We start from the raw sequence: 14,353 nt of genomic DNA on the forward strand, positions 1-14,353 counted from the left end.
AAAAAATTTTAAGTTCTGAAAATTGAATAATCTTGAGCGAGAATCCTATGAACTCTGCTGTGAGAAGCATTCGTCGGTTTCTGATACTTTTCCCTTTAGTAGGCGCTATTAATACCCAAACGGTACGGGCGCAATCCATCGTTCCGGCAACTGACGGCACTGGTACCGATGTTGTCCTTGAGGGCGATGTCCTCAAAGGACAACCTTCGGTTCGCTTCGACATTAGCGGCGGACAGCAATCTGGAGCGAATCTTTTCCACAGCTTTGAGAAATTTGGACTGAACTCAAACCAAATTGCCAACTTTCTCTCCCAACCAGAGATTAAAAATATTCTGGGGCGCGTTGTCGGTGGAGACGCCTCGATTATTAATGGACTGATTCAGGTAACAGGCGGAAACTCTAACCTCTTTTTGATGAATCCCGCAGGCATTATATTTGGCGCAGGAGCCAGCCTCAATGTGCCTGCTTCCTTCACAGCGACTACAGCAACCGGAATTGGTATCGGCTCAAACTGGTTCAATGCCGCAGGTTCTAACGACTACGCCGCGCTGACAGGAAACCCCAACGCTTTTGCTTTCGCCGTCAGTCAGCCAGGAGCAATTATTAATGCTGGCAACCTCAGCTTACAGCCGGGACAAAACTTCTTAACTTTGTTGGGCGGCACAGTCGTCAGTACCGGGAAACTTTCAGCACCAGAGGGTAACATTACCGTAGCTGCTGTACCCGGTGAAAGTGTAGTCCGCATCACTCAGCAAGGACTGCTGCTAAGTTTGGATATTCAACCCCTGGCAACGGCAGATACTCAACCTAAAAACTGGAATTTGCCGATTCCCACATTACCGAAATTGCTGACGGGCGGAAGTGGAGGCAATGCTACCGGAGTGACAGTTAAAAACGGACAGGTAGTATTAACTGGCTCAGGCATTCAGGTGGAAAATGGGGATGTAGTCGCCAAGAAAGTGACCGCCGAGACAGCAAAGCTATCTGCCAATAACAATCTCACCTTAGTAGAAAGCCAGCTAGAGACGACAGGAAATCTGCAATTGCTGGCTGCTGATACGGTACGAGTCCGAGATACCCAAGCGAATCCTGTTTTACTTCAGGCAGGAGGAGATTTACTTATTCAGGGGAATTTAGGAGTTTATATTTTTGCCTTAAATCATCCTGCCAGTGGTGTAGTTTCTGGTAAGAATACACTGTTGCGCTCTCCTAACCCAGTCATCGGTGATGCTCATTTCACAACAGGTGGCAGCTTCAAAATTGAGCAATTGGATGGAAGCGCGGGAAATCTATTAAGTCCTAACGACCCGATTATTCTGGCAGTTGGAGATGTGAGTTTAGGAGATTATGAGGGAGCCTCACTCCATATTTTGGCTGGAGGTAGTGTCACGCTCGGCAGTGTCAAGATTACTGGTACAGACTCAACAGAAAATACGATTAATCCTAATAACCCCAATCCTTTCCTTGCCAGTTTGGCGAATGTCACCTTGTCTAATGGGAAGACGGTAACAATTAATGGCAACGCTAAACCTACGTTAGATATACGAGCTGGAATCAATTGGGAGTTGTTAGGTGGGGCACCGACAAATAGCGTTATTCCAACTTCCGCATTCGATCTATCCCCTAATTCTCAACCTGTTTTTGCTGGAACAACAACAAATGCGAGTATTGTAATCACTGGAGATGTTAATATAACTGCGCCAGACGGAGTTATTCTTTTAACAAATCGCTATTCTCCTAACACTTCATCCAGCGGAGAAATCCGAGTTGACGGTTTTATTAATAATAACAATTCAAATTCTTCGGATAATGTCGGTGCAGTTTTACTTGATTCACGAACAAGCATCTTAACAAAAGACATTAATACTGATGGTGATTCTGTAAATTTGTCTGCTATAGGCAACATTACATCAGGACATATCTTCACGGGTGGGCTTGGTGGCTCTGCTGACAGTGCTGTAGTTTTGTCTTCTACAGCAGGCAATATTGTGGTCAATAGCATTGATGCGGGGGGTGGAGGAATTGATATTACAGCCGCTGGTCTTTTCCAAGCTAAGGGTTCTACTGTTCCTGAACCTTTTTTGGAGGCGGAAGTTAAACTCAAAGACGATCCAGAATTATTGAGTTTTCTTCAAAGCAAAAATACTGCGGTTGATCCTGAAAAAGTAGTAACAGTATATACACAAAATTTTCCATCTAGTCTGCATGCTAGACCGAATAGCGGTAAACAGGATGGGGAAATCAATGCCCCGATTAGTATTCGGTATGGAGGTGGAGGTGCAACTACACCACTTGTATCAAAGCAGTTTAATATTAATAGTACCAAAGGTAGCCTTCTGATCCAAGGTGGAGACGGAGCTTTTAATTTGGGACCAGCGATCGCTATTAATGGCGAACCCTTTAAACCAAACTCCAGCGGTGATAGTTTTGATAATTTCGATCCCCAAAATCCATTTGACTTGATTAAAAACGAAATCTACACACCGCTTGTTTTTGGTTCAGATAAGTTTCCCAACAATGTTAGCGGTACTGTGGGATCTATCACCGTAGGAGCTGGAAATAACAATCTGTTTTATGGGTCTACTCAAAATAGCTCTTTTCCTCCAATTGCCCAAAACCCCAACCCCACTACGAATCCTGGGACTAACACCAACACTAATACGAATACTGGCACTGGCATTAACACGAGTGGTGGGATTGGCAACAACACGAATACTGGCAATAATATCGGTACCAACACGAATACTGGCACGAACACTAATACGAATACTAGCAACGGCACCAACACGAATACTGGGAGCGATACTGCTACTGATGGATCTGACAAACTTACAACAGATATACAACTAATTGCGCTGAGGGATAGTGCTTCTGTTTCGGGTGCATCTGACTCAGGCGATCGCATTGTTGTCTTCGATAACAGCCTCAAAAACAGCTCAGATGCCCGTCATGCTAACCGAGTGACGCGCAACAGCGATGGAACGCTGAAATTGTCAACTGCTGAGTCAACTGCCGCTGTGTGCGCTGCACGAGTGCAAAATTTGCGACTGCGAAACCTGCAACTGCAAGATCCGCGTTGCTTGCAAGAACAACCCGCCGCATCAGTGGCATCAGCGTCAGCTCAAGATAGCCGCAAAGTGGCGGCAGATCAACTGTTACAGCAAGGCTTTGAACAGTATCAGCCGAATAAGGTTGAATCTGCTGTCCAGTCTTGGCAACAAGCATTAAGAATCTACCAGGAACTCAAAGACGTTCCGGGGGAAGTTGCTGCCAGAGGTGTTCTGGGTGCGGCTTCCCTGGTTCAGGAAAACTATAGGGATGCGATCGCGCTCTTAGAGCCATTCTTGACGATGCAACCGGGAAATGGCAATCCCACGGGTAAAGCGCAAGCACTTTCAAATCTGGGAATTGCTTACAAAGCCGTGGGTAACTATGCAAGCGCGATCGCATCCCATCAGCAAGCTTTGACTATTATGCAAGAAACCAAAGACCGTCAGGGAGAGGGTCAGGTTTTAGTAAATTTAGGCAATACTTACGAAGCTTTGGGTGAATATGACCAAGCAATTAAGTCTTATCAGCAAAGTTTAACGATGGCGCGGGAAATTAAAGATCGCTCAGGGGAAGGGAGAGCATTAGGAAATCTGGGAACGATTTACGCTAATTTGGGTAAGTCTAAGGAAGCAGTTCAGTCTTACGAACAGAGTTTAGCGATCGCGCGACAAATTAGCGACAAGGAAGGACAAGGAAGCACCCTAACCAATCTCGGATCTGCTTATCATGTTCAGGGCGAATTTACCCAAGCCCTCAATTATTATCAGCAGAGTTTAGCGATCGCCAAAGAAATTAGCAATCGTGAGTTACAGCACAAAGCACTAGGAAATTTAGGAATTGCGTATGAAGATTTAGGCGACTACCCCAAAGCGATTGAACATCACGAGAAGAGTTTAGAAATTGCGCGATCGCTTGGTGACAGACGAGGAGAGGGAGCGGCTCTCAATAACCTAGGACATACTCTATTTGCCTCTGGCAAACTTCCAGAAGCCGAGAAAAAACTCCGCGATGCCGTTGAGGTTATGGAATCTCTGCGACCAGGATTAAATGATATCCACAATGTCTCAGTTTTTGATACGCAAGTTCTTACTTACAACCTGCTGCAACAAATCCTCATTGCCCAGAAGAAAGAAGATTCGGCTCTAGAAATTTCCGAACGAGGACGCGCCCGTGCGTTTGTGGAGTTACTGCAACAGCGATTATCTCCTGAAGCATCGGCTCGATCTAAAACTAATTTAAACCCTCCCACAATCGCCCAAATTAAAAAAATTGCCAAAGAACAAAATGCCACGCTGGTTGAATATTCAATTGTTCCTGAAGAAGAATTCAAAGTTCAAGGTAAACTCAGAGGTAAGGCATCAGAACTGTTTATTTGGGTAGTTCAGCCTACAGGTAAAGTGGCGTTTCGTCGAGTTGACCTGAAACCGCTACGGCAGCAAAATAATTCTTTTGAAGATTTGCTAGCTAACAGTCGTATTTTATACGGGCCTAATATTAATAAAGGAGAAGCGGCTAGATCGCAACTTCATCAAGTGCTGATTCAGCCAATTGCTGATTTCCTGCCCAAAGACGCAAATTCCCACGTAATATTTATTCCGCAAGGTGGGTTGTTTCTGCTGCCTTTCCCGGCGCTAAAAGCTCCCAATGGCAAATACTTAATCGAGCAACACACAATCGTAACAGCTCCAGCAATTGAGGTGTTAGACCTAACTCACCAACAACAGCAACGTGTAGAAAGGTTGCATACAACATCTCTAGATAGCAAAAACGTGCTAGTGGTAGGCAATCCGACGATGCCCACAATGCCCACAAAAGAGGCTGGACAAACGCCTCAGCCACTAGCACCGTTACCGGGTGCCGAACGGGAAGCGCTGACGATTGCTAAACTCTTGAACACTAAAGCGATCGTTGGTGACAAAGCAACCAAAGTTGAGATTGTGCAACAGATGCCCCAGGCGCGGCTGATTCATCTAGCGACGCACGGCTTACTTGATGATATTCAAGAATTAGGCATTCCCGGCGCGATCGCTCTGGCTCCATCCAAGAACGATAATGGATTCCTCACCTCTGGAGAAATCTTTGATCTGAAGCTAAATGCTGAACTTGTGGTATTGAGTGCTTGTAACACGGGACGCGGCAAAATCACCGGCGATGGTGTCATCGGTTTGTCGCGATCGCTCATTTCATCTGGAGTACCCAGTGTGCTCGTGTCCCTGTGGGCGGTTCCTGACGAACCGACTACCCTTCTCATGACAGAGTTTTATCGAACTGTGCAAAAAAAACCTGATAAAGCCCAGGCATTGCGAAGCGCCATGTTAGTGACGATGAAACAACATCCAGATCCCCTCAACTGGGCGGCTTTTACCCTGATTGGGGAAGCGCAGTGATAGGTAATGGGGAATGGGGTAATTGCTTCTTCCCCATTCCCAAACCGCATTAAGCGGACAATATTGCCTACTGAGCGATCGTGAGGGCAAGGCTAAACTTTGCATTACCTTTACGTAATTTGTGCTGTCTTCATCAACTTCATACGAAAAATTACTGAGCTGAGGATTAATCTTTTTAAAGAACCAATCAGTCTACCTCAGCCACAACTATGGGTGTACCTAGACTTATAAAGTTTTGGCGATCGACCATACTGCATCCTGAATTTATTTTTTCCTCAGTAATTAAACGGGGGAAGTCCTGCCATGAATTTGCTCAAGTCCCAGAAAACACAAAAGCCAGCCACCGGATTGTCATTCAGCCTCAAGGGGTTCTGAACCGCTGCAATGGCGCTACCTTACAACAATGGATTGTGAACAACGTCGTACTGGATGCCCCGGCTCTATGCGTGCTAGATATGACCCATATCAATGGGGTAGATAGTTCGGGGCTATTTTCTTTGGTAGCAGGACTCAAAGCCGCCCGCAAGCAGCAGTGCCGTATCGTAATTTGTAACTTGCAATTTTCAGTCAAAACACTTTTTGAAGCGGCTCAGCTTGAGGAAATATTTGATATTGAGGAAACTTATGAATCTGCCCTTGCTAAACTGGCAAGGGCGACTTCCGCAAGGGTGCCAGCAGCCGAATGATTGCGGGATACCAGGGCACTCTAGCCTGAAGGCAGCTAGGAATTTAATCTACATTCAGCGTTGGGAATCAGCGTTGGGAAGTCAATGCTCAGTCTTCAGCCCTCCGGAAATTGAGCGACACTGATAGGATCGAGATGGATGAATATCGTCTTATCAATCTCGCCATGACTTTGGGCAATCTACGCGACCTTTATCAACAGGTCATTTTAGAACACTACAAGAAGCCCCGGCACAAGGGTCAAACCAATCCCGTGCATCGGTCTCAGAGGGGGCACAATCCTTCTTGTGGCGATACCATTGAGCTGACATTGCAGATGAATGCAGCAGGCGACGCCATAGAAGATGTGAAATTTGAAGGAGAAGGCTGCGCGATCGCAATGGCTTCTGCTGACTTGATGGCGGAGGCTTTGCGGGGAAAGAAAGTAGATGTAGCCCTGGAAATGGTGGAACGCTTCCAAAGCATGATGAAAGGGGAAGCCGAATTCCCCAAAGAACAACGCAAGCTGAACGTGATGCAAGGCGTTTCTCAGTTTCCAGTGCGGATCAAATGTGCTAACCTCACCTGGCATACTTTAAAAGCTGCCTTGGAATCACCCAATGGCAATCAGCCAAATGGCTTCGTCAGTAATGAAAAGGAAGACGCTTAAGTTGCCATGTTAACGACTACTGATTTTCTAGAACTAGCCAAATGGTCAGCGGTTCTTACCATCGCCAGTGCGGTTGTAACAGCGCTGGGGTTTATTTTCAAATGGGACATCCGGTTTCGGCTGGTGGGTAGCACTGGGTTTATGGGTGTGCTAACAGCAGGTTTATTTTCTTTGAGTTTGGTACCGCTTACCCACACAGCAGTTCCAGGTTCGGTGCATTATAAGTTGGTTTATGACACGGGCGCGGCGCAAACGGTGATTTCCGTACCGCCGACGATTTCCAACTCCCAATTAGATGCAACGCTGCGTCAAGCTGCCAGCGACTTGTACTCTTATGGTCGTTTAGGTCGGGCAAAAGACAATTTACTGACCATTCGAGTCCGTACCGTTATTCATCCCTCTCCTGGCGTTTCTAAACCGCTTTATTTGGGTCAGGTGACGCGATCGCTAGCTGTCCGCAACGATCGGCAGCTTGACATCCAAATCTTCCCAGAAAACCTGGCACAATTGCCAAAGTCTACCGCGTAATCGCGGAGCCTTCTCTGTGCATTTGGATTCCCATCGAAGCGAGGCGGAGCCTAGGAACGAGTGTTGGATAGGCTGCTGCCTCCCCAAATTACTACCGGGAAGTTATTAGAGAAATTTGCTATAAATTCTTTCATAAGCAGTATTGAGAAATCCCCTTATTTAGACTAAAATGGTTGATTCTATGCCCAATCAATCCTTGCCAGAGTTGTCTACTCAAACCGCTCCTTCGTTATTTTGGCTGACAGTGGCTCCGGGTCGGGTGCTGCGCGGTCAGAGGGCGCTGGAACAAGCGGGAGAAGCGATCGCGACTTTTGGGCGGCGTCCCTTGGTTGTAGGGGGCGATCGCACGCTGTCCGTCACGCTACCCCGATTGCAACTTGCCCTAAAACAGCAAAAGACAGACGTTGCCCAGGCATCTTACAGCCCCGATTGCAGTATGCGATCGCTCGAATCTCTGCGGAAAGCTCTCACCGACCATCAAGCCGACGCGATTATCGGCATCGGCGGTGGGAAAGCATTAGACACCGCAAAACTACTGGCTCATCAATGCCAGTTGCCAGTAGTCACAATTCCCACCTCAGGGGCGACCTGCGCTGCTTGGACAGCCCTTTCCAACGTCTATTCCGACGAAGGGGCATTTCTATATGATGTCAGTCTCGATCGGTGCCCAGATTTGCTAGTGCTGGATTACGAGTTAATTCAGACTGCACCGCAACGCACCTTAATTGCCGGGATTGGCGACGCCTTGGCGAAGTGGTACGAAGCTTCTGTCAGCAGCGGTCACTCCGACCAAACTTTGATGATTGCCGCCGTGCAACAAGCGCGAGTACTGCGGGATATTCTCTTCCAAAAAGCCGCAGCAGCACTCAAAGAACCGGGCAGTGAAGTTTGGAGAGAAGTCGTAGATGCCACAGTTTTACTTGCCGGTGTCATCGGTGGTTTAGGAGGTGCCCAGTGCCGTACCGTCGCCGCCCACGCCGTCCACAATGGTTTGACGCATATCCCCGCTGCCCACGGTGCCATACATGGTGAGAAAGTCGCCTATGGCATTCTCGTGCAGTTGCGGTTAGAAGAAATGCTGCAAGGCAACCAACTAGCAGCAACTGCAAGACAACAGTTATTGAAGTTTTACGCCGAAATTGGACTGCCTCAAACTTTGGATGATTTGGGTTTGGGAAATATTACACTAGGAGAATTTCAGCAAGCAGCTGAAATTGCCTGTGCCCCTAATTCCGATATCTACCGGCTACCCTTCCGGGTGGTGCCCGAACAGCTGATGGCGGCAATGGTTTCCACGACCGCACCCGTTGAGGTAGGGCGTCCAAATTTGGGGCTGACCTCAGCGGCAAATAATGATGTTTGAATTTCAAAAGTTGAAGGTTGTAAAGAGTTGAAGGTTGAAGAATCTCAAAAGTTGAAGGTTTTAATCAACCTGCCAACCTCCAACCTGCAACTTTCCTGCCTTGCCAACAAGCCAACAAGCCAACTTTCCTGCCTTAACCAATGACGTTAGATTGGATTAGCCCAGCGGAACGCCTGCAATCACTGCCCCCTTATGTATTTGCCCGTCTGGATGAACTGAAAGCCAGGGCGCGCGAACAAGGGCTGGATTTAATTGACTTGGGAATGGGGAATCCCGATGGCCCAGCGCCTCAGCCAGTGATAGACGCAGCGATCGCAGCGTTGCAAAATCCGGCAAATCACGGCTATCCCCCCTTTGAAGGAACTCTCAGCTTCCGCCGCGCCATCACTAACTGGTACGGGCGTCGCTATGATGTTGACCTCGATCCAGATAGCGAAGCTTTGCCGCTACTAGGTTCTAAGGAAGGGCTGACTCACCTCGCCTTTGCCTACATCAACCCAGGGGATGTGATTCTGGTACCCAGTCCATCTTATCCGCCCCATTTTCGCGGACCAGCGATCGCTGGGGGCAAAATTCACCCGCTGATTCTGAAACCCGAAAATGACTGGGTGATCGATCTCGGTGACATTCCAGATGAAGTAGCCCAACAAGCCAAAATTCTCTATTTCAACTATCCCAGCAATCCCACTGGCGCAACAGCACCTCGCGAGTTCTTCAAAGATATTGTTGCCTTTGCCAAGAAGCACGAAATCTTACTTGTGCATGATTTGTGCTATGCAGAATTAGCTTTTGATGGTTATCAACCAACCAGCTTGTTAGAAATTCCAGGGGCGAAGGAAATCGGCGTCGAGTTTCATACCCTGTCTAAAACTTACAACATGGCAGGCTGGCGCGTCGGCTTTGTCGTAGGCAACCAACATATTATTCAAGGGTTGCGGACACTCAAAACTAATCTGGATTATGGCATTTTTGCCGCCTTGCAATCTGCCGCCGAAACCGCCTTACAACTTCCAGATGTTTATGTAAATCAGGTATGCGATCGCTATCGTCGTCGCCGCGATTTTTTAATCGAGGGATTTGCTGAGTTGGGTTGGACAGTTCCCAAACCAAAAGCCACCATGTACCTGTGGGTTCCTTGTCCGGAGGGGATGGGTTCAACAGATTTTGCCCTGTCTGTCTTGCAGCAGACAGGTGTGGTATTGACTCCCGGAAATGCCTTTGGATCTGCCGGTGAGGGGTATGTGCGGGTAAGTTTGATTGCTGAATGCGATCGCTTAGCTGAAGCTTTGCGGCGTTTTAAAGAAGCTAATATCCGCTATTCATCCGAAAATGAGGGCGTGTTTATCAAGCAGGGATAAAACATCGAAGCTTTAATTTTTGGGTTTGATCTCAAATTTGGGAAATCAGCTATTTCAAAAATAGTCAGCCTTATCGCATAAACGGATTTGTTTGTATAACCGCAAACTTTAATCAGAGATACAGCGCTTCCTGCTGTTATGAAGTACAGTTTATCCCCTCCCCGCTACCTCCTGTAACCTTTCACGACTAAGAACGTACCTCACAATAGCGGGAACTGCTGTAAAATCCGTTTGATTTCCCGCCATTCCCCCTAACCCCTCCCTGCCATTTTCTGCGGCTCCGGCTCCCCTCCCTGCCTGCGGGGAGGGGCTAGGGGTGGGGTGCAATGTCAAAGGGAATTACGAGTCATCAACCGAACATAATATCATAGATTATTTTTGTTCGCGTCGCCCTTATTTCAAAGTAAAAGGTTTGGTTTCCGTTACCCTACCACCACCCACTTTGTCATAAATAGTCAGCGTAATTTGGTAAGTTCCCGGTTGAATTTTAGGAGTTGTATTAACAGTGCCATTGGGAGATACTGCCACGTCATCTTTTAAAGCCGTATGTCCTTTTTCTCCAATTAGGCTCTTTTTTACCAAAATGACTTCACCCTTGGCATTTTTAACTTCCATATCCATATCTAGCCAGTTTTTCCCATCCTGACCTTTCTTGAATTTGCCAACATTGAGCAAGACTAGCTGAACATCTTCCCCTCTTTTATAAACTCCATCATTAACCGGCACAACTTTTTTATCGGGAGTTTTTCTGACCAAGAAAGATTTTTCAAACTTCAGTTGAGAAGAAGTCGGTGTAGAGGTAGTTGCAGTTTTAGATGTAGGAGATTTTGGGGAAGGAGAAGCCTGAGTAGATTTGTCGCCTCCACCACAACCACTGACTAGCGCGAGTGAAGACAATAAAATACCTGTCAGCAATAAATTATTTGATAGTTTTTTCATTATATTTAACCTCTTTTTAATTTTTCTTGAGCCTGGTTAATTGATAAACCATCCGCTTGAAGCACTTAACACGGTTTAGCTAACTACAACCATAAAATATCATAATTCATTCAACTTTACCTCTCACAAAAAATTGGTTCGCGGTTACTGCCCGAAATGCTTTTGCCGGTGGTATGGCGAGTATTTGCGCTCAAGCAGAAGGCGGTCTGTGCAAGTTAGAGATACTTAGCTTGCTTAGTTAAGCGAGTTCAAAGCCTGCATCTGAATGAACTAAACTGGTTTACCCACTAAGGGAAACCACACGTTCCCGTCGGTACAGTGGTTGCAGACCAATTGCTGAGGTCGCTTACAGAGATATTATTTGTAGACAGCGTTCCTGTTTCTATCTGGATTGCTCCTCCAAAACTGTCACTTAAGAAAAAGTTGCCAATCGTATTATTGTGGGGTTGCAGACAAATTGTATCGCCAGAACCGCTGGTTATTGCTTCGAGATCGCCGATTGCGCCGCCTGTTAAGGTGTTAAGCCGGACTCCGGCAAAGATTTTGGCAGTATCGAAGCTGTTGAGGGAAAGTCCGGTAAAAGCATTATCAATAATTTGATTCGATTCGCTGAGAAACCGAAGCTGGGCATTTCCATTGATGCTGGTAAAAATCCCGTAAAATCCATTTTTAGAAATCTGCTGGTTGTTGGAAATATTGACTGTTCCTGTCGCCGTATCGGAAAGTGCGATATTCACCCCGTTATCTTGGTTTTCAGAAATCGTGCTGTTGGTAATGTTAAATGTTCCAGAGGTATTATTTGAGAGAAGTATGCCAATTCCATAAAACCCACTTTTAGAAATTTGAGTATTGGCGATATTAAAGTTTCCGGTCGCACTATCGTTTAGTTTGAGAGAAATTCCGTCAAATTGATTGTCTGAGATTATGCTATTGGTAATATTAAATGTTCCCGAAGTATTGGCTTCAAGTTCAATATTAATTCCGCTAAATTGATTTTCGGTTATTTGGTTATTAGTAAGATTAAAGGTTCCGGAAGCACTCTCGAACAGTTTGACTTCGACTCCGTCGGCGATGCTACCGAAGCTGTTACTGTTAGCAATTATGTTGTTGGAAATGTTGAAGGTTCCAGTCGCAGTATTGCGAAGTTCAATATTAATGCCGTCCCCTTCGCTAGCTAAAACGCCATTGTTGGTAATCGTATTTTTGGCAAGAATTAAGTTAACTTGCCCCTGATTATTGTTGAGGGAAAAGCCTTCCAAACCAGAATTAGCGATCGCATTGTCTTGAATCGTCACGTCTCCGGTCACGTTCTCAAGTAAAATGCCCTCACTGGCAGAATTTGCGATCGCGTTGTCTCGAATAATTACATTGCTGATGTTGCTTCCAGCGATGCCAGAACCAGTGGTTGTGGTGATAGCAAAACCCGAAAGGGTTGTCGTGTTCCCCATCGTGACCGTTCCTGTCACGTCTGGCAGTACTCCCGCATTAGACAAGGGTAATTGTACATTGCCGAGTTCCACCGTATCTATACGCTGCACGGGACCCGTCGAAAGCACCTGCACTTGGTCAGGAATCTTGAAAGCAGGAACCCCAAGATTTGTCCCCGGTTGCACGTAGACAATATCATTGGGTTGCGCCACAGCCAAGGCTTCAGAAACTGTTGCCGTCGGATTCTCAAACGTACCGTTTCCGGTTCCAATTCCTAAATTGACGTGCCGAAATCTCCACGGTTGTCCCGTCGCGGGATTCGTAACAAACACCGTATCTTGCACGCTGAAAGATTCAGATTCCGATTGTTCATCGACTACAATATTTGCGTTTCGGGTCACAGATTCCCCCAGCCGCGCCAGAACCCGATCTTCAGTTCGTATCCCTCTCGGACGAGTTCCGGGAAAATTCGTCCCCACACTCAGCACCAAATTCGTGCCAAAAGTGGCATCATTTGAGAGCAATAGTCCCAGCCTGAAAGTGTCAGTAGGACGGGCTTCTAACCGAGTCCGCCAGCCCAAAATCTCCGTACTGCCTGGGGCATCATAATAATAAAGTCCGGCATAGCCTCGGAGGTCGCCGGTTCGACCTATCTGGGCAATTTTCACGCCAGCTTCAACATCAAACCCTGTCATCGCAGCTTCAAAATTGCGATCGCGCCGAAGTTGTTGATTTCTAGTTTGACCCAAAAAATTACCCTGAAAGAAAGGGTCTGAAAACGAGAAACCTGTAGAAAAAACTGTCTCTTGGGTCAGTTGGCGGGTATCTCCAACCGGAATATAAGCATTAGCGCGAATATCCCAGCTTTCTCCTAAACTTTCAAATCCAGCACCGAGTTGATTAAAGTTGCTATTACCCGTGTCGCGGGTGTCGAAGGCGACATAGCCGCCAAAAATACGATTATCTTTAGAACTGTAAAATCGATGTCCTAAAACAATATTGCTGCTTATATGAGATTCTACCGTTGACAACAGCAACCGACCTTCTAAGAAAGTGAGGTTGTCTGAATTTTGCCATAAAGGAACAAAGCCTTCAATGCTACCAAAAGAGCTTTCATAACCTACCCCAGAGCCAGTAGTAAATTCAGCACCAATGCGAGGCATAAATCGCTGGAAACGGACTCGATCTGATTGTGCTATCTGTTTGGTATCGGCGCTAATCTCTGCTGTAGGAGATGCAATTTCTGGAGTCAGTATTTCTTGGATAAAACCTGCTTCGCGCAAAGTGCGGGGAGGTGTTATTACTGCTGCTAAAGGTTGAGGAGATTGGACTTCGCCTGTCTCTGGATAAGGTGCGTTTTCGGGACTAAATTCTGGTTGAGGAAGCGCATCTAGGTTAGTTGTTTGGGCGATAAAAGCCGCTTCCTTTAGCGTGTAAAAAGATGGGTTGAGAGAATTACCCTGAGAGAAGCCTACAGTTTCAACTTCTGATACCAATTCACTCTTTTGAGACAATACATTTGATATTCTCTTGCCCCCCTTATTAAGGGGGGTTGGGGGGATCTGCTGCAATTGATTGGTGAAACGATTTGAGTCTATTACTGGGTGAGAAAAATTTGACTCGGCAGAAGCGATGGAATTAGGGAAGCGTTGCTGATTTTTAGAACGATATGGGGACGCTTTCTGTGGGTGTTCTGCTACATCAAGGGCATCCACAAGGGATGCCCCTACAGTATTGTTATTTAATTGAGCTACATCAAGGGCATCCACAAGGGATGCCCCTACAGTATTGTTATTTAATTGAGCAACGCCATCAGGAAAGTGGACGATTGTAACACCTGTAAAGTCGGTTGTCGCGCTTGAAGAATTAGGTTGAAACTCAGTTGTTTGGGCGGCGTTTGAGGTTAGCGTTCCTAATAGCAGCAAAATTGTGTAGATGCACGGTGTTGATGTTCTTAGAAGCATTT

At 46.5% G+C, this 14,353-nt stretch carries 8 protein-coding genes; 6 read left to right on the plus strand and 2 right to left on the minus strand.

Annotated elements, in window-relative coordinates:
• Positions 1-47: 47 nt before the first annotated feature.
• From AC2VDX_RS04060 to AC2VDX_RS04085, 6 genes are all read left to right on the plus strand, one after another.
• Positions 48-5,438, plus strand: a complete 5,391-nt coding sequence (locus AC2VDX_RS04060) for a CHAT domain-containing protein (protein WP_378176094.1) — start codon at positions 48-50, stop codon at positions 5,436-5,438.
• 209 nt (positions 5,439-5,647) lie between these two features.
• Positions 5,648-6,124, plus strand: a complete 477-nt coding sequence (locus AC2VDX_RS04065) for an STAS domain-containing protein (protein WP_378176097.1) — start codon at positions 5,648-5,650, stop codon at positions 6,122-6,124.
• Positions 6,125-6,288: 164 nt separating this feature from the next.
• A complete protein-coding gene (gene sufU, locus AC2VDX_RS04070; RefSeq protein WP_378176357.1) occupies positions 6,289-6,771 on the plus strand; it encodes a Fe-S cluster assembly sulfur transfer protein SufU in 483 nt (160 codons plus the stop codon).
• Positions 6,772-6,777: 6 nt separating this feature from the next.
• A complete protein-coding gene (locus tag AC2VDX_RS04075) occupies positions 6,778-7,299 on the plus strand; it encodes a Ycf51 family protein (protein WP_378176099.1) in 522 nt (173 codons plus the stop codon).
• Positions 7,300-7,480: 181 nt separating this feature from the next.
• The gene (locus AC2VDX_RS04080) at positions 7,481-8,662 is read left to right on the plus strand and encodes an iron-containing alcohol dehydrogenase family protein (protein WP_378176101.1); all 1,182 of its coding nucleotides are present in this window, start codon (positions 7,481-7,483) and stop codon (positions 8,660-8,662) included.
• 140 nt (positions 8,663-8,802) lie between these two features.
• Positions 8,803-10,020 carry an aspartate aminotransferase gene (locus AC2VDX_RS04085; protein WP_378176103.1) on the plus strand — a complete coding sequence of 406 codons (1,218 nt, stop codon included), beginning with the start codon at positions 8,803-8,805 and terminating at the stop codon, positions 10,018-10,020.
• Between the two features lie 393 nt (positions 10,021-10,413).
• Here the strand turns inward: AC2VDX_RS04085 and AC2VDX_RS04090 are convergent, their stop codons facing one another.
• Positions 10,414-10,959: a hypothetical protein gene (locus AC2VDX_RS04090; RefSeq protein ID WP_378176105.1), complete on the minus strand. Its 546-nt coding sequence runs from the start codon at positions 10,957-10,959 to the stop codon at positions 10,414-10,416.
• Positions 10,960-11,246: 287 nt separating this feature from the next.
• Complete coding sequence (locus AC2VDX_RS04095; protein ID WP_378176107.1) at positions 11,247-14,351, minus strand: inverse autotransporter beta domain-containing protein; 3,105 nt, start codon at positions 14,349-14,351, stop codon at positions 11,247-11,249.
• Positions 14,352-14,353: the final 2 nt, after the last annotated feature.

Source organism: Coleofasciculus sp. H7-1, assembly GCF_057473865.1.

Coding starts and splice junctions, on each gene's coding strand:
- AC2VDX_RS04060 (WP_378176094.1), top strand. CDS start 48: ATGAACTCTGCTGTGAGAAGCATTCGTCGGTTTCTGATACTTTTCCCT.
- AC2VDX_RS04065 (WP_378176097.1), top strand. CDS start 5,648: ATGGGTGTACCTAGACTTATAAAGTTTTGGCGATCGACCATACTGCAT.
- sufU (WP_378176357.1), top strand. CDS start 6,289: ATGACTTTGGGCAATCTACGCGACCTTTATCAACAGGTCATTTTAGAA.
- AC2VDX_RS04075 (WP_378176099.1), top strand. CDS start 6,778: ATGTTAACGACTACTGATTTTCTAGAACTAGCCAAATGGTCAGCGGTT.
- AC2VDX_RS04080 (WP_378176101.1), top strand. CDS start 7,481: ATGCCCAATCAATCCTTGCCAGAGTTGTCTACTCAAACCGCTCCTTCG.
- AC2VDX_RS04085 (WP_378176103.1), top strand. CDS start 8,803: ATGACGTTAGATTGGATTAGCCCAGCGGAACGCCTGCAATCACTGCCC.
- AC2VDX_RS04090 (WP_378176105.1), bottom strand. CDS start 10,959: ATGAAAAAACTATCAAATAATTTATTGCTGACAGGTATTTTATTGTCT.
- AC2VDX_RS04095 (WP_378176107.1), bottom strand. CDS start 14,351: ATGCTTCTAAGAACATCAACACCGTGCATCTACACAATTTTGCTGCTA.